Below are 15,986 nucleotides of genomic sequence, written 5' to 3' on the forward strand. Positions count from 1 at the left end.
TCTAATACCAATTCTCTATATTAAAGCAACAGATTGAGATCCCCCCTAGCCCCCCTTAAAAAGGGGGGAAAGTACTTAAAGTTCCCCTTTTTAAGGGGGGAAAGTACTTAAAGTTCCCCTTTTTAAGGGAGAAAGTACTTAAAGTCCCCCTTTTTAAGGGGGGAAAGTACTTAAAGTCCCCCTTTTTAAGGGAGAAAGTACTTAAAGTCCCCCTTTTTAAGGGGGATTTAGGGGGATCGTGTGTAGCAATCATTTGGAGAATTGGTATAACTGTTCGCGAATGATTTAGGATTGCTATATGCTAATATATCAGTCTACTAAAAGCGATCGCCTGTGGGTAAAAACCGCGAACCATTTGCCAGTCTGTTACTTTACTACGCCTTTAAGTGGTCAGTAGTCAGTCCAATGCTACAAGTCTACTTTCGAGGGCAGATTTATGGTGCTAAAAATGTTCCTAAAGCTGGACCGCTTGTGGTAGTTAGCAATCATGCCAGTAACTACGATCCGCCACTTGTTTCTAGCAGCGTGCGCCGTCCCGTAGCATACATGGCAAAAGAAGAACTTTTTAAAATCCCAATTTTAAAACAAGCTATTGAGTTGTATGGGGCTTATCCCGTCAGTCGGGGTAGTGCCGATCGCACTGCAATTCGCGCTGCCCTAAAATATTTGAATGAGGGGTGGGCTGTTGGCGTTTTTCTACAAGGCACTCGTACCCCTGATGGACGCATAACAGATCCGAAACGAGGTGCTGCACTGATTGCTGCTAAGGCAAACGCGCCTCTTCTTCCTGTGTGTTTGTGGGGAACTCAAGCAATTGAGCAAAAGGGATCGGCAACTCCCCGTTCGGTTCCAGTCACCGTAAGAATTGGCGAGTTAATTAATGCTCCTAGTTCAACCGATAAAGAAGAATTAGAAGCTGTTACGAAACAGTGTGCAACAGCCATTAATGCCCTTCACGATTTGGGGCGTTAATTGGAAATATGCTTAAAGGAAGTGGCAATTGTTGCTTTGGCTATGTCAGTCTAATAGGAGATTTTATAAAGTTTTTCAAACATAATATATGAGCGGTTTTGATGCCAACGATTTTTGGCACCGCCTGAACAATCTGGCGCTGGTTCGTTTTTTGCTTTTAGTAGCATCCGGTTGGGCGATCGTACTACTTCTAGGTTACTTTGAATCAGTCATCGTTATTTTCTCATTTGCTGCTATTCTAGCTTTTTTACTCAGCTATCCCGTACAATGGCTAAGGCATTTTTTACCTCATAGCATAGCAGTTGTTTTCGTTTTCCTACTAAGTATTGTAGTTCTCAGTGCTTTAACGATTACAGTTGGTTTAACTGTATTATCCCAAGGACAGCAATTAATCAATAGCGTCACTGCATTTTTAAACTCTTTAATACCCTTAGTAGATCGGCTAGAAGATTTCCTTCGCAATCGAAATTTACAAATTGATTTAACTGTTATAGAAGAGCAATTGCGAAATCAAGCTATCTCTATGCTTGTGACAAGTTTAAATATTTTTCAAAGCTTTATTACTAACTTTGTAACTTTTATCTTAATTGCTGTTGTTGCCTTTTTTATGCTGCTCGATGGAGAAAAACTTTGGCAATTTATCATAAAAGGAGTACCACAAAGAAGGAGAGATAGATTCACCCGCATCATAAAACGCAACTTTTTAGGTTTTTTTAGAGGTCAGTTAATCTTAACATTATTTCTGACATGTTCTACTTTTCTTGTATTTTTAATACTTAATGTACCTTTTGCATTAATACTATCAGTGGTAGTTGGATTGCTTGATATCATACCCGGTATAGGAGCTACATTAGGAGTTAGCGTTATTACACTCATTGTATTATCTCAGAGTGTTTGGCTAGCTATTAAAGTACTAGTTGCTTGTATTGTTCTTCAACAAATACAAGATAACCTAATTTCGCCTAGAATTATGCAAGGAGCACTCAATTTAAACCCTGTTGTGGTGTTTTTTGCTTTACTTGTAGGTGCTAAAGTCGCTGGATTGTTAGGAATTTTTATTTCTATTCCTATCGCTGGTGTTATAGTTTCTTTATTTGAAATCGATGAAATGAAGTCTGAGGTTTAGTCAAATGACCGAACGAGATTTAAGAGCAGAGTTATTAGAAAATTTGGATGAAGCCGAGTGGTCGTGGCTAATTCCTCACGTACAACGCGATGCTGTGATTGTAGTTACAGAAGGATTGGACTTAATAGATGTAGGAGTCGCCATCGCTAGCGATCGCGTTTCAGAAGTACAAGTCTGGATTGATGAAGCATTAATTGCCAAACCCTCTATAGCCCAGGTAGGAGAATGGAATATGCAACAAGAAAAGCGATTTAATACTCTAATCGTACAACCATTTGTACTAGTACAAGAAAAGATAGCAGCATAGATTTTGGTATAAAGACTTCTAAAGAAAAATCTCTCAAAATTTCTTGTGGGATGGGCATCTTGCCCGTCCTAAATAAGTGGCAGGCAAGATGCCCGCACTACAAGACAAGGTACTGATACTTTATTAATTATCTGCTTGAAACTCTTCACTTCCTGTATAACCAGTGGCTATCCAAACAATTGCTCTTACGCCATCGCGGATAGATTTTTCTATTGGTTCGGGAGACGTTCGAGAAGGAACTGCCACTGGTTTAATATTAATTCCCCGACTCCCTAAAACAATTTTACCAATCACGCGAGCGCGACGCATATGATAATCTGAAGTTACAAGATAGACACTCTTAATTCCCTTTTGTTCTAAATCATCAACAAGCGTTGTAAAATTTTCTACTGTATTTTGCGCCCTGTAATCTAAATGTAAACGCTTCGGATCGATTCCAGCTTTTTTAAATACTTTTTTCGTTATTGTTGGTGGACTACCTCCAGTAATCCAAATAGGTAAGTGTGGGTTTTGGCGAGCAAGATCTGTTGTAAACTTTTCTCGCTCTAATTTTGATGTTGAACCACCCAAGACTAAAATTGCTTGGGGTCGCACAAATTGGCTTTGCATTTCTTTGTAACCCCACCACAACATAACTGGTAAGGCTAAAAGCATAAACCGAGAAGAAATAGCTTTCAATGGTGTCTTGCTCAAGGTTCTATCAAAGAGTGACTACTTTGAACATTGGTTGTTAGTTGTTAGTTGTTGGTTGTTAGTTGTTAGTAGGGATGCAAGGAATTGCGACAGTAATACATAAAGCAGGAGTACGCAAGTCGAATTTACCCCCCTTAGTCCCCCCTTGGAAAGGGGGGAGATTAGATCTCCAATTCCCTCATCTTGGAAAGGGGGAGATTAGCTCTCCAATTCCCTCATCTTGGAAAGGGGGGAGATTAGCTCTCCAATTCCCTCCCCTTAGCAAGGGGAGGGTTAGGGTGGGGTAAAAACAAAGACTAAGTGAACCAGCACTTTACTGACTAACCACTATCTACTAACTTCATTTAAAACGGGACTGGCCAGATTCGAACCGGCGGCCTAGCGCTTCAGATTTGTGTGAGTTTCCCCACTCTCTGGACTATACCTTCACCATAGGCTTCGTACCTTTAGGCGGTGGCTTACTAGTCTCTACACCTTCCGAATAATTTTTGTCATTTGTCCTTTGTCGTTTGTCATTTGGTATTACTAATGACCAATGACTAATGACCAAAGACAAATAACAATTTACTTCGGCTTGGCTCGGTATTCCCTTATAGTTTTCCCATGAAGGGTTCTTAACTCTTTAGGGTTCACCGAATTTAACCACATTCACTCATAGAGTTTCCCCTATGGTGCCCGATACTTCAGGAGGCGCTCGCTCTATCCAACTGAGCTACAGCCCCAAAAAAATAACATCACTACTATGATACCACTTTTAGTGGGACTGCCAGGAGTTTTCCCAGCCTTTTCCTCCTATCTCTAATCCACAAAGGAAGCTACTTGCCTTCAGGATAATTTTTCCTTTTTCAGTATTATTGTCTCGCAGTTCTAAATTTAACTCTCCTTGCATTGTGTCGCGACAACAGAAAAGTAAACCATTGGCTGTAGGCGCACGTAAAGGAGTTCCGGGTAGATTGGTAGTCCCTGTAACCTCAACTTCATAGCGAGAATTTTTTGCTTGGATTTGCCATTTTCCCCAAGAGCTAATATTCCACTTGACTTGAGAGTTCCAAGGTACAAATTCGTAAAATTTCCCCTGATAGTGCAAACCTACCATCGCCACGGATTCCATCCACCACAAAACACCACGCCTTCCTCCGCCTGCAGTTAAGGCAAGGTCTGGTTCTCCTTCAAAGCTATTGCAATTTACCCAAAACCATTTTTGCGGGAAAGCGCCTCCCCAATTTTTCTCACTATACGCTGGAGCATTGGTAAATTCATAACGTTTGCCATTCCAATCAATCCAGCCAGAAGCTAAGCCGTGTGCCATTAAAATTTGCCATCCCGGCTCAAAAATTTGTAGAAATGACAGCAAACCTGCAGTGGATTGCTGAATACCACCTCTATCGCCCCAACCGTAGATGGGTTGAATTTCGTATTGCCAACGACAATACTGACCAGTTGCAGGATCTTTAATAACTCCTTGGTTTAGAGTTGCTGTTGCTTGATAGCCTTCTAAAATATTGCGTTCAAATTCTTGGGGATGTATGTATTGGGGATTGGCGATTGGTGAGACAGCCCTGAAGGAGGGTTTCCCTCCGTAGGGGACTGCGAACCCGAAGGGCGATTGAGCATCAGGTTTTTCCCCAATCCCTAATCGCCAATCCCTAACCCCTATTTTTCCCCAATGTCCTAAGCCTAGTACGTCTCGACTTGCCCAAAATTTACTGGTGTCGGGAAAGGTACGCCACAAATACTCATCGTTTGGACCAAGAATTTGTGCTGCACCGCCACTGTGAGGTTGACCTCCTTTTGGGTCTTCTATTGAGTACATGAAAGCAAATGTTTGACCTTCTTGCGGTAGAGTGACGCGATAATACCAGCCTTCAAAGAAGCGGCGACTCGTACCATCCCAGTGGTAACCGCTATGGGGTGTTTGAATGGAATGATAAGGATTTCTGAGAAAAGTTAGCATGGATTTACAATTGATATTATTTTTACTAGTATGAGCGATCGCTTGGACATAAAGCTTGCCTATGATATTCTTGGGCTGACTGCTGATGCATCACAAGAGGATGTCAAGCTTGCTTACCGCAAACTGGCAAAAACTTGGCATCCCGATGGTTTTTCCGAAGCTAAGCAAAAGCAAGAGGCTGAGGAAAAAATTAAAAGAATTAACCAAGCTTATGAATTACTAAAGTTTATAAAACCAAGCTTGGCAAAACCATCTGCTTCTAGAAATACAACTTCAACAAGTAAAACAAAAATTTACTCTAATCGTTCCGATGCTGAAACTTTTTATAAATGGGGCATAGAACAAGCCCAACAAAAAAATTATATTGCCGCAATTGAGAATTTTACGAAAGCAATACGCCTCAATCCTAATTACTTTGACGCATACAAATATCGAGGGCTTGCCTGTTCAAAAATGGGATGGGAAAATAGAGCCGCTTCAGATTTTAGAAATGCTACAAGACTAGAACGAGAAGCCAGAAAACATGAAGTGACTGCACCAGCTTCAAAACCTCCTCAAAATACATCACAACCATCAAGTAAATCAACAGTTACCTCTCCTTGGAAATGCATTCACACTCTCAATCATGCTAATTGGGTTTTGTCGATCGCAATTAGTCCAGATGGTCAAACTTTTGCAAGTGGAAGTAGTGATAACACAATAAAAATTTGGCATCTTAACACCGGAAAAGTTTTACATACTCTGACAGGTCATATTAAATGGGTGAGATGTCTTGCATTTAGTCCTGATAGTAAAACTTTAGTGAGTGGTAGCGATGACTGTAATGTCATGATTTGGGAAGTTGCATCAGGTAAATTACTAAAGACGCTCAAAGTTCATGCAACTCCGGTTTTTTCCATTGCTTTGAGTCTTGATGGTCAATTGATGTTTAGCGGAGGTCGGGATACCACCATCAAAATTACACACATAGGTATGGAACAATTGCTGCACGTTCTCAAAGGTCATTCTTACTCCGTAAATTCTTTAGCTCTTAGTCCAAATGGAGAAATTTTAGTCAGTGGAAGTGGTGACAATAGTATCAAAGTTTGGCATCTAAAAAGTAAAAAAGTTTTACAGAGTTTTAATAAACATATGGGTAGAGTCATGTGTGTTGCGATCGCTTCTAATGGACAAATGTTAGCTAGTGGAAGTTACGACAAAACTATTAAATTGTGGGATCTAAATACAGGTAAGCAAAATAATTCTTTAACAGGACATAGTGACGCTGTTTTGTCTGTTACAATGAGTCCCGATGGTCGGCAAATTGTCAGTGGTAGTGCGGATAGAAGTGTAAGGTTTTGGCAGATTGACAATGGAGAGCAACTATACGCTATAGGTCATCACTCTGACTCGGTAAATGCTGTTGCTTTTAGTCCCGATGGAAAAACCCTCATTAGTAGCAGTCGAGACACAACAATTAAGATTTGGCAAAGTTAGCAATTTCTGGAAAAACATGAAAGTTTTTTGGGAATAATTAATAGAGATTTACAGTGCATCCCAATTCTCCGTATGAGCGATCGCATGAGCATAGAAGAAGCTTATTCTGTATTAGAACTAAAACCCGGTGCGTCGCAAGCGGAGATCAAGCATGCCTATCGCAATCTGGTCAAAATATGGCATCCAGATAATTTTCCACAAACGCTGCAAAAGCAAGAAGCAGAGGAAAAAATAAAACTTATTAATGAAGCTTATAACAAACTCAAATCCTATCAACCGACTTATACACAACAGAGCGCTCGCACAAGTGAATCTTATCAAAAGCCAATCGCAAGAGTTTATGTAAATCGCTTCAACGCCGAGGCATTTTACAACGATGGAGTCGAGAACGCAAAATTAGGAAGATACGAAGACGCCTTAACCGACTTTACTCACGCTATTCGCCTCAATCCAAATTACACAGAAGCATACAAGTACCGTGGGTATGTTTGTTCCATGCTCGGTTACGAACATCGAGCCGCCTCAGATTTAGATAAAGCAGCACAATTAGAAGGGCAGTTAAGGATTAGAGAAAATTATTCGTCACCCTCATCAAGACGTTCCAAACGCTCGAAACGGAAATCTAAGTCAAAATCCCTGATAGGCAGGTTTTTTCAGTGGATAAAGAGTTTACTTGGGTTTAATCGGCGATACCGATAAAGGGGATTGGGGATTAGGGATTGGGGATTGGGAGTAAGAATTCCCCAGTCCCTAGTACTCAGTCCCCAGTCCCCAGTCCCCAGTACTCAGTCCCCAGTCCCCAGTCCCCAGTCCCCAGTCCCTTCATCCTTAGTAAATGAGAAATTCCAAGCACAGTTTGTCTGTGTGTATTGGAAGAAGATGAAGGTAGGTTCTGAAAATCGCGTTGCCAGATCCAGCTGTTTTCTCTCCAAGTGCCAACCACAGCAGACCACCCATCATGACCAAACTTCATTGGCTAGAGGTTAGCGAATACGCCTCAATTTCTCTTGCTGCATTAGGATTAGTCGCAACAACGCTCACTCAACAAATAATTTATGTAGCAACTCCCCTCACAATCTCAGTCTGCCTCAACGTTGCCAATCGGGAACGTTTAAAGTACTTGAAAGAGCAGAACTTGCAAGAAACGCTTGTAAAACAAGACCTACTTCTCAACCCACTCCGTCAGCGTCTTGCTAACTTTGATACTTTGACTCAAAACCTGAGTACAACTACAGGAGAACAACTCGAAAAGCTTCAAAACCAGCAACAGCAAAGTTTAGATACTTTTACGCAACGTCTCGAACAATTTGAGACAACAGTTCGAGATTTGAGAACAACATTTCAACAACAAGTCCAAGAATTACAAAGGGATCGGCAAACACAAAATATTGATGCTTTTCGACAGCACTTAACCCAGCTTGATACTTTTATACGACAATTTAGTGAAAACACACAAAACCAAATAAATCCACTTAACCAGCGGTTATCTCAAGTGGACAGTTTCACACAACAGTTAAATCAAACTATCCAACAACAACTTCAGGAACTCAAGCGTTGGGAGCAACGGATCGTTCAAATTGAAACCGGAATGCAGCAACTGAGTGCTAACACTCTAAAACAACTCGAACCTGTCACTCAAGGTTTAGCTCAACTCGATGCTTTTAAACAGCAGTCAAATCAAACCACCAAACAACAGAATTGGGAACAGCGCTTCACACAACTTGACGGTTTTACACAACAACTGAGTAGCAACACTCAAAAGCAGATAGAAGAATGTTTCAACACTTTGGCTCAACTCCAAACAGAAGTACGAGCGTTAACCGAGTTAGTGACCAAGACAAAACCTCAATTTCAAAATGAGACTGAAAGCGAACAAAACAAAAATTTTGAGATTCCATTGCCACAAGCAAATATCAAATTACTCGCGCCAATTCCAACAAAGCCACAGAATACTAAACTTTCAGAACCTGTTAGCTTACAACAACCCTTAAATCCACCAACTAATCAACAAACAATACTATCAACACCAGATCCTACTGTATCTCCAAGCGTGCAGGAAATACTCTTTCAAAATGTTCTTCAAGGGCATACAGATAGAGTTATGTCCGTTGTTTTTAGTTTTAATGGAGAAGTTCTAGCAAGTGGAAGCCATGACAAAACTATAAAAATTTGGGATATCCCTAAAAAGGCAGCCCGTACACTTCAAGGGAAAGAAGAACCGTCGCGAGTGAATGCAGTTGCTTTTAGTCCTGATGGCAAGATTTTAGTTAGTGGAAGCGACGATAAAACTGTTAAGTTATGGAATGTTGTGACAGGAGAAGAACTGTTCGCGTTTACTGGGCATAAAGATAAAGTTTATAGTGTTGCTTTTAGCCCAGATGGAAAAACTATAGCTAGTGGCTCTAAAGATAAAACTATTAAACTTTGGTCTACGGATACTTATAAAGAAATTAATACCATTCAAGGACATTCTGATGAAGTTTTATGCGTTGCTTTTAGCCCTGACGGTAAGATTTTAGCAAGTGGAGGTGCTGGTAATGATAAAACTATCAAAGTTTGGTATTTATCTGAGGATAAATTTTTAACTCTTAAAGGAAATTCTGATTCTTTTGGAGGGATAAATTCTGTTGCTTTTAGCCCTAGTGGAAAGCAAATAGCAAGTGGTAGTAGCGACAAAACTATCAAAATTTGGCAATTGCCTAATGGTCAAGAAGTACAAACATTTTCAGGGCATACAGATGATGTTTATTCTGTCACCTTTAGTCCTGATGGCAAAACTTTGGCAAGTGGTAGTAGAGACAAAACAGTTAAGCTTTGGCAAGTTGATACAGGTCAGGAAATTCGCTCTTTTACAGCAAATGACGATGCTGTTTATTGTGTTGCTTTTAGCCCTGATGGTAAAACTTTAGCAACAAGTGGTAGTGGAGATAAAACAATTAAGTTATTACCATGTAAATAAGTCGTCATAACATTTTCGCGGAAAATGGTTACCAGTAAATCGCTACACTCTTCTTCTGGAATATTTGCAAACAGCCCGGAAGTCTCATTAACTGTCAACTCAAAAGTTTGGATAACTTCACTTAATCGAAAATCACAGTAAGCCATATAACTATAACTATCTTTGAACTTCACGTAGGGTGGGTAATGACCGCCACATAAGACTATTGGTGGGCAGTGCCCACCCTACTACCGCGTCCAGCTCATCAACATTAATGTGAGGGACCACTCACTAAGTTATAGAAAATTTAAGATAATATTAAGGAAAGTTAAGGGTAATAAAATTAGGTAAAAATTGTGACCGTTACCAAAAGGGCGTGTTAATTTGAACATAGGCACTAAACAAGTTAAGTCAAAAGTATCTACTAGAGCCGAGTGCCACCTGCATCTAGTGAATTCGCGATCGCCAGTCAGGTTTTGTGTTCCGTAAATGTGTTTTCGCCTAAAGATGAAGTTATTGAGTTAATTTGGAGGTTATTGAACGCACAGAAAAAATGCCTGCCTAGCTGGAATATAAAGAACACAAATTTCTGAACGGGTTTAAGTTGCGAAATTCTGTCCACCTTAGTTAAGTTACTTTCTGTTTTTTTGTCAATCGATCGAATTACCCATAAACCGCCAATAGCTGCTTGCTTTGAACCTACAGTAGCTATTGGCGGTTAATTGTTATAGGTGTGTCTAGGCGACTCATCCTATTTTTTATCTCTGGTCATTTTTAACTAGAGTCAGGATAGTCACTTCAGGTCGGCAGAACAAACGCCCTGGGGGATAAGTTCCTAAACCGCGATTGACGTAAAGCTGATTTGTTCCTACTGTATGAAAACCTTGTGCCCATTCCCAATGTTTGACGACTTTGGCACAGTCTCCTCGCAAGTAAGGCACCCAGCGTCGAATTTTTTTAGAAACTTTGCGAACAAACTTTTTGTAATAAACCACAACAGGTCCGATTATTGGAAGCACAATTTGACCGCCGTGAGTATGACCGGATAATTGTAAATCAACTCGCCATTGTTGCAAAATCTCTGCTGTGTCGGGATTGTGGGATAATACGATACAAGGTTTGGTAGCATCTAACAGATCCATTACTAGTTTGGGGTTAAATTCTCGCGACCAATAATCAGCTAACCCCACAAATGGTAGTTCTTCCCCAAATGGATAACCGATTTCATTCCAAAGTACTGTAGCACCTATGCTGTTAAGTGCATCCGTAACTATAGTTTTTGAACGTTTGTAATATATGTCATGATTGCCCAGCACAGCATAAATTCCAGCACGACTTTGAAGATGCTTGAGTCGTAGCACCAGCTGCTGAATGGGTAATGGATCGTCGGTTACATAATCACCTGTAAGTACAACTAAATCGGGTTGCGCTTCATTGCTAATTGCGATCGCTTCTTGTAACATTTTTTCTGACAATCGCAAGCCATCATAGTGCAAGTCAGATAGATGTACCAGCTTCGTACCGTGTAACGATTCTGGTAAGCCCTCTATCTTTACCTTTAACTTCTCTACTTTCAAACGACCAGATAACAACCAGTGCATTACGCTGACATTGCTCCTCCTACCAGCGCTTACAGCTTAACAAATCATTATCCAGATAAATCTGTTACTGCAGATGCCTTAGCTAAAAATTTATGAAAAGATTGATGTTTTTTGTTGAAAATTTTGCAGAAACAATGAATTGAGAGTTATAGGTGGTTGCTGTGCATAAGTACAATCTGCTGTACTCCATATCATATATAGCAAGGTTCAAGTGATTATTCTTGCCTTTGTTTTTCAACAAAAACATTTCAGCTTCGAGGAGAAACTACAGCTATGCACGTTAATCTCTATGATATGGTGAATCAGTATCGCCATCTCAGCCCCGATTTAGAAGGCGAATCTTTTACACCAGATACCAGAGGAGTACTACAATTCCAGAATAAATACACTGCTCTTTACGTATTTGGTGATAGTCTTAGCGATCTTGGTAATGCTTTTGACGCGACAAAGAAAGCGAAAGGTGAGGGAAGCCCACCATCACCGCCATACTTTCAAGGTCATTTTTCTAATGGTTTGGTATGGGTAGAATATCTTGCACTCTTGATGGGATTGACGACGAACAGAAGCACAAATTTTGCGACAGGTGGTGCTAATACAGGAAGTGCGAATACCATGATTCCCGATAACCCTCTAAACTTACCGGGATTGCAGCAACAAATTAACAACTTTACTGCATCTGTTAAGGAAAACCGTCAGGATGTTAACTCTCAAGGTCTTTACATTGTGTGGGCTGGGAGTAACGATTACTTGGGTGGTGGCGTGACTGACCCTACCTTACCTATTCAAAATCTGGTAAACGCTGTCTCCTCACTTGCTAAAATAGGTGCTCGGAATATATTGGTTCTCAATTTACCAGATTTAGGTGTAGTGCCGTTAACTCGTAATGACTCTCAGAAATCTATTTTACTGAATGAATTAACAAAAGCTCATAACGCGGGTTTGGCAAAAGCTTTTGATGCGTTAAAGTCCTCTTATGACGAGAGTGCGAATATTATCTTGTTCGATATTAATTCAATCTTTAGTCAAATCATTAATAACCCAGCAAAATTTGGTTTCACAAATGTTACTGACCCTAAACTTAACAAAATTGCTCAATCTCAGCAAGGTACAGGTAAGTTCTTTTTCTGGGATGATTTACACCCAACAACCACAACCCATCTGATGTTGGCTAAAGTAGTCTTTTCAGTGCTTTGTCCCGATAATGTGAGTGAAGAGATTGCTAAGGAGTTTGCACCACTTCAGACGGGACAGCGATAAAGATACTATGATGGAAATAGAAAAACCCACCAATGTATGGTGGGATTTGTGATGGCACTGGTACTAGTGTACCACATGGAAAGGAAAATAATGTGTAGAAACTTGTAAACTACTCAAAACTGCACCACATAAGCGGTGCAGTTTTGGCTTCTGGTTAATCTAGAATTGCCTTTAATAGGATACTCACATAGCAATCTTAAATGAGTTGTAAGAAAATTCACCCCCCTGCTAACGCCGTCCCCCCTTGATGATATTAAGGTATTTCTACTAAAGCAGCAGAATCTACATCCAAAAATAATGTTGCTCGATCGCACCTTTGAAGAATAGAAGCAGGACAATTAGCAGTCACGTCTCCATGCAACATCCGTTGTACAATTTTTTCTTTGCGTTTTCCTTGTGCAAGACAGATAATTTTTTGAGCAGAACAAATCAACGGAATCGTGACGGTAAAAGCGTACTGCGGAACAGCTTCTAATTTTGAGAAATAACCCGTATTAACTTGTTGTTGGCGGTTTGTATCATCTAGCTTCACGAGTTTTACTGCATAGGAATCGTTAAAGTCAGCGACTGTAGGATCGTTAAAAGCGAGATGCCCGTTTTCGCCAACCCCAAGACAGCATAAGTCTATTGGTTGTGCTTGCAGTAATTTGGTATAGCGATCGCATTCTATCAAAGGTTGTAAGGTATCACCTTCAATATAGTGAAACATTTTAGGATTTACCCGATTTTCTACACGTTCTCGTAAATAATGGCGGAAACTAGCAGAATGGTTAGATGCAATACCCAAGTATTCATCTAAATGAAACAAGATAATTCGCGACCAATCAATACCACCATTTGCAATCAAAGCATCAAGAAATTTAAGTTGAGAATTCCCTGTTGCTAATAATAAAGCAGCCGTTTCTTTCTTTAGGAGGATGTTCTTTAAATACTGTTGTGTTGTTTCTGCAACATCCAGCGCTAGTTCGACTTCTGATTTGTAAACCTGTACTTGTAGAGCATCGACACGGAAAGACTTTTTTGCAGTTGGCATTGGACTATACAGAAAATCTGTGACTCTAACTTAGGAAAAGGAAACGAGTAAGGGTATACTTACCCGACAACCCTTACTCGTATCTATAGGTTGTCACAATTTGGATAATTAATTATAGTTTTTTCTTCTTATTGAATGTTGTGAGATAACAAATTTGGAAAAAAGAGTGTAAACTATTTAAAGAAACTTTACAAGAGTTTACACGGTAAAAACCATGCTGGCAGCAATTCTTTTTGACTTAGATGGGACGATTGCCAATACTGACCCAATACACTACCAAGCGTGGCGGGAAATGCTGAGAGATTATGGCATGGATATTGACGAAACATTTTATAAATCCAGAATAAGCGGGCGAACAAACCCACAAATTATAGAAGATTTACTACCACAATTATCATCGGAAGAAAGTGTAAGATTTGCAGACGACAAAGAGGAACTTTTCCGGCAAAAAGCCAGAGAAATTCTCAAGCCTATGGATGGATTTGCAGAACTTATAGCATGGACAGATACGCATAAACTCAAACGTACTTTAGTCACAAACGCACCAAAACTCAACGTACAATTTATGTTAGAAGTTTTGGATATTCAGAAAGTCTTTGATACAATTGTCCTAGGAGAAGATTGCATAGCAGGCAAACCAGACCCCGCACCTTACCAAGTATCGCTAAAGCACTTAGGTATAACAGCAGAACAAGCTATTGTACTTGAAGACTCACCATCTGGGATTCGTTCTGCTGTTGGTGCTGGTATCCCTACGGTTGGTGTGACTTCCACCCAAGATCCAAAGGTTCTTTTAGCAATTGGGGCATTTATGACAATTCCAGATTTTACCGATCTGCAACTGTGGACGCATTTGAATTCACTGGTATTGCCGGATTTAGCTTCTTTGAGTTAGTATTAGAGTTTTAGTTTTTGAACCGCAGATGAACGCGGACGCGCGCAGACAGTATAAAAACAACTATCCGCGTCCATCTGCTACAGGCTGCGGTTTAATTTTCTATCAAATTAAAACGAAGTTGAGAATCTGATTCGCAACCTCTACCAGAGTTACAGGGTTCAACTCTGACAAGAAAAACTCCCCCTTCGCGATCGCGTTCGCCTTGTGGTGAAAATTTAATTCTTCCGGCTGCACCGAAAGCTACGAAGTCAGGTTTAGACAGAGTTTTTTGTAAACCTTCACGAGTGCTGTCTTCTCGCAAGCCTGTAATAATTGCTTGAAGTGCATCATACACGATCGCAGTGTGCGGGCTGACTTCACCACCCCAAAGATGGGAAGCTTCTGTAGAGAAAGGATTGTCTGGATTTGCATCTCGATGCCAAGGTACAGCTAATACCATTTTGTTTAAGTTCTCTCTTCCATACTTCAACATTCTGCTGTTGTACATATTTTGATAACCAAACAGTGGTAGCTCCCCTTGTTTTTTATTTTCTCGTATCAACTCGAAAAACTTTGAATTGGGATTATTAATTGAGCGGTAACTAGGAAATAATAGTAAACCTTCTGCTCCATCTGTTCTGGCTCGTCTTAAAATATCGCCTACTGGGGTACTGTCACCAAAATCACAATTTGTATTAGTGACTTTACCTTGATACTTACTACTTTTAATAGATTCTTGGTGTAGTTTTATAAGGGTTTCTCTATTGATACTCGGCTCTCTCGATCTGTCTTGTGTTTGTTGTGATGACGAATCTTTACAAATAGCGATATTTTTTATACCAGTTCTTTTCACTATATATTCAGCCAGCTTGTCGCTAAAAATACTAGGTTTATGAGTAGCATAGAATACATATTGTTGCCCCTGGAACGATTGCCTGGAACTTACATTACCAGTAGAAACCATGACTAACTTGCGATCGTTATAAATAGACGGATCGCGAGTAAACCCTACAGAGGCTAATATGCTTGGATCGTCAATCAAGCGCCGATTTAGACTTTCAATAGCTTGAGTGTCTCTAAAATTTGGAATTGCCGCAATTTGAAGTTGTAACCAAGCTCCATTAATTTTGTCACGGCTGTTATTAAGCGCATCTTGAGCTTGAGCTACTCCGCGTAAAGTCTCTTCTGCTTGATCTACTGTTCCTAATGGCAAAAGAACACTAACTTTTATAGGTTTTGTATTACTTTTATGTGATTCGGCATTAGCGTTATTTAAATAAATTAAAGTTTCTGGATCGTTGCGATTCTTATTCAAAGCAGCGGTAAATTGCTGGACAGCCGTGGCAAAATCGCCTTTGGCAAATGCTTTACTCCCTTCTATTTTTTCAGTAGAGTTGTTTTTAGTAATAAAAATCTCCTCACCCAAACTTATGTTGTCATTTGAGGTGACACTTATCGAGCCTGAATCTGGTAATTGATTGTTCGTTTGTTGTGGACTGACAAATTTACCTAATAACCACAAAATACCTGTTATTAATGCTCCAGCTATCAAAAAAGAAGCAAGCAACCTGATGTTTTCTTTCTCATTCATATAAATAACCTAAAATAAAATTTATATTCTATTTAGAAAATAGGGCATTGGGGAGCCAGTGCTAGCTTGTGGTTACCACTAGTTGTTCGCGTAGCGTCTCCGTAAGGAGATAGCACAGAGCGCGTCATTGGGCATGGGTAAAGAATTATTTTCATTTCCTC

The 15,986-nt window shown here is 40.1% G+C and carries 14 protein-coding genes; 8 read left to right on the forward strand and 6 right to left on the reverse strand.

What is annotated here, in order from left to right:
- Positions 1-333: 333 nt before the first annotated feature.
- From ACKTT2_RS22805 to ACKTT2_RS22815, 3 genes are all read left to right on the forward strand, one after another.
- Positions 334-972 (forward strand): lysophospholipid acyltransferase family protein, encoded by a 639-nt coding sequence (locus ACKTT2_RS22805; RefSeq protein WP_407890732.1) that lies wholly within the window; start codon positions 334-336, stop codon positions 970-972.
- Between the two features lie 88 nt (positions 973-1,060).
- On the forward strand, positions 1,061-2,098 hold the full coding sequence (locus ACKTT2_RS22810; RefSeq protein ID WP_407890734.1) for an AI-2E family transporter: 1,038 nt from the start codon (positions 1,061-1,063) through the stop codon (positions 2,096-2,098).
- Between the two features lie 4 nt (positions 2,099-2,102).
- Positions 2,103-2,405, forward strand: a complete 303-nt coding sequence (locus ACKTT2_RS22815) for a DUF2288 domain-containing protein (RefSeq protein ID WP_407890736.1) — start codon at positions 2,103-2,105, stop codon at positions 2,403-2,405.
- A 123-nt stretch (positions 2,406-2,528) separates the two neighbouring features.
- Here the strand turns inward: ACKTT2_RS22815 and ACKTT2_RS22820 are convergent, their stop codons facing one another.
- Both ACKTT2_RS22820 and ACKTT2_RS22825 read right to left on the reverse strand, forming a co-directional pair.
- The gene (locus ACKTT2_RS22820; RefSeq protein ID WP_407890841.1) at positions 2,529-3,059 is read right to left on the reverse strand and encodes a YdcF family protein; all 531 of its coding nucleotides are present in this window, start codon (positions 3,057-3,059) and stop codon (positions 2,529-2,531) included.
- Positions 3,060-3,852: 793 nt separating this feature from the next.
- The gene (locus ACKTT2_RS22825) at positions 3,853-5,052 is read right to left on the reverse strand and encodes a tocopherol cyclase family protein (protein WP_407890738.1); all 1,200 of its coding nucleotides are present in this window, start codon (positions 5,050-5,052) and stop codon (positions 3,853-3,855) included.
- 30 nt (positions 5,053-5,082) lie between these two features.
- Between ACKTT2_RS22825 and ACKTT2_RS22830 the strand changes: the two genes are divergently transcribed.
- Together ACKTT2_RS22830 and ACKTT2_RS22835 are read left to right on the forward strand one after the other, a co-directional pair.
- A complete protein-coding gene (locus tag ACKTT2_RS22830; protein ID WP_407890740.1) occupies positions 5,083-6,528 on the forward strand; it encodes a WD40 domain-containing protein in 1,446 nt (481 codons plus the stop codon).
- Between the two features lie 72 nt (positions 6,529-6,600).
- Positions 6,601-7,227, forward strand: coding sequence for a J domain-containing protein (locus tag ACKTT2_RS22835; protein ID WP_407890843.1), 627 nt, complete (start codon positions 6,601-6,603; stop codon positions 7,225-7,227).
- 58 nt (positions 7,228-7,285) lie between these two features.
- On the opposite strand, the gene ACKTT2_RS22840 is transcribed toward ACKTT2_RS22835, so the two are convergent.
- Positions 7,286-7,501 carry a hypothetical protein gene (locus ACKTT2_RS22840; RefSeq protein WP_407890743.1) on the reverse strand — a complete coding sequence of 72 codons (216 nt, stop codon included), beginning with the start codon at positions 7,499-7,501 and terminating at the stop codon, positions 7,286-7,288.
- Between ACKTT2_RS22840 and ACKTT2_RS22845 the strand changes: the two genes are divergently transcribed.
- A complete protein-coding gene (locus tag ACKTT2_RS22845; protein WP_407890745.1) occupies positions 7,487-9,487 on the forward strand; it encodes a WD40 domain-containing protein in 2,001 nt (666 codons plus the stop codon). The genes ACKTT2_RS22840 and ACKTT2_RS22845 overlap by 15 nt on opposite strands.
- Positions 9,488-10,224: 737 nt before the next feature.
- Here the strand turns inward: ACKTT2_RS22845 and ACKTT2_RS22850 are convergent.
- Positions 10,225-11,067: a metallophosphoesterase gene (locus ACKTT2_RS22850; RefSeq protein WP_407890747.1), complete on the reverse strand. Its 843-nt coding sequence runs from the start codon at positions 11,065-11,067 to the stop codon at positions 10,225-10,227.
- A 273-nt stretch (positions 11,068-11,340) separates the two neighbouring features.
- Between ACKTT2_RS22850 and ACKTT2_RS22855 the strand changes: the two genes are divergently transcribed.
- Positions 11,341-12,324: an SGNH/GDSL hydrolase family protein gene (locus ACKTT2_RS22855; RefSeq protein ID WP_407890749.1), complete on the forward strand. Its 984-nt coding sequence runs from the start codon at positions 11,341-11,343 to the stop codon at positions 12,322-12,324.
- Positions 12,325-12,577: 253 nt separating this feature from the next.
- On the opposite strand, the gene ACKTT2_RS22860 is transcribed toward ACKTT2_RS22855, so the two are convergent.
- Positions 12,578-13,357, reverse strand: a complete 780-nt coding sequence (locus tag ACKTT2_RS22860; RefSeq protein ID WP_407890751.1) for a glucosamine-6-phosphate deaminase — start codon at positions 13,355-13,357, stop codon at positions 12,578-12,580.
- A gap of 214 nt (positions 13,358-13,571) precedes the next feature.
- Here ACKTT2_RS22860 and ACKTT2_RS22865 point away from each other — a divergent pair, with 214 nt between their 5' ends.
- Entirely contained in the window at positions 13,572-14,252 is a 681-nt protein-coding gene (locus ACKTT2_RS22865) for an HAD family hydrolase (RefSeq protein WP_407890753.1), read from the forward strand.
- A 94-nt stretch (positions 14,253-14,346) separates the two neighbouring features.
- Here ACKTT2_RS22865 and ACKTT2_RS22870 read toward each other — a convergent pair whose 3' ends face one another.
- A complete protein-coding gene (locus ACKTT2_RS22870) occupies positions 14,347-15,825 on the reverse strand; it encodes an ABC transporter substrate-binding protein (RefSeq protein WP_407890755.1) in 1,479 nt (492 codons plus the stop codon).
- Between the last annotated feature and the right edge of the window lie 161 nt (positions 15,826-15,986).

Origin of the sequence: Scytonema hankhaensis NUACC26, assembly GCF_045865695.1 — a bacterium.
Taxonomy (GTDB): Bacteria; Cyanobacteriota; Cyanobacteriia; order Cyanobacteriales; family Nostocaceae; genus Scytonema.

Bases quoted from the DNA above. Each gene is read 5' to 3' on its own strand.
- ACKTT2_RS22860 (WP_407890751.1), bottom strand. From the start codon at position 13,357: ATGCCAACTGCAAAAAAGTCTTTCCGTGTCGATGCTCTACAAGTACAG.
- ACKTT2_RS22810 (WP_407890734.1), top strand. From the start codon at position 1,061: ATGAGCGGTTTTGATGCCAACGATTTTTGGCACCGCCTGAACAATCTG.
- ACKTT2_RS22840 (WP_407890743.1), bottom strand. From the start codon at position 7,501: ATGAAGTTTGGTCATGATGGGTGGTCTGCTGTGGTTGGCACTTGGAGA.
- ACKTT2_RS22835 (WP_407890843.1), top strand. From the start codon at position 6,601: ATGAGCGATCGCATGAGCATAGAAGAAGCTTATTCTGTATTAGAACTA.
- ACKTT2_RS22825 (WP_407890738.1), bottom strand. From the start codon at position 5,052: ATGCTAACTTTTCTCAGAAATCCTTATCATTCCATTCAAACACCCCAT.
- ACKTT2_RS22830 (WP_407890740.1), top strand. From the start codon at position 5,083: ATGAGCGATCGCTTGGACATAAAGCTTGCCTATGATATTCTTGGGCTG.
- ACKTT2_RS22815 (WP_407890736.1), top strand. From the start codon at position 2,103: ATGACCGAACGAGATTTAAGAGCAGAGTTATTAGAAAATTTGGATGAA.
- ACKTT2_RS22870 (WP_407890755.1), bottom strand. From the start codon at position 15,825: ATGAATGAGAAAGAAAACATCAGGTTGCTTGCTTCTTTTTTGATAGCT.
- ACKTT2_RS22850 (WP_407890747.1), bottom strand. From the start codon at position 11,067: ATGCACTGGTTGTTATCTGGTCGTTTGAAAGTAGAGAAGTTAAAGGTA.
- ACKTT2_RS22865 (WP_407890753.1), top strand. From the start codon at position 13,572: ATGCTGGCAGCAATTCTTTTTGACTTAGATGGGACGATTGCCAATACT.
- ACKTT2_RS22845 (WP_407890745.1), top strand. From the start codon at position 7,487: ATGACCAAACTTCATTGGCTAGAGGTTAGCGAATACGCCTCAATTTCT.
- ACKTT2_RS22820 (WP_407890841.1), bottom strand. From the start codon at position 3,059: ATGCTTTTAGCCTTACCAGTTATGTTGTGGTGGGGTTACAAAGAAATG.
- ACKTT2_RS22855 (WP_407890749.1), top strand. From the start codon at position 11,341: ATGCACGTTAATCTCTATGATATGGTGAATCAGTATCGCCATCTCAGC.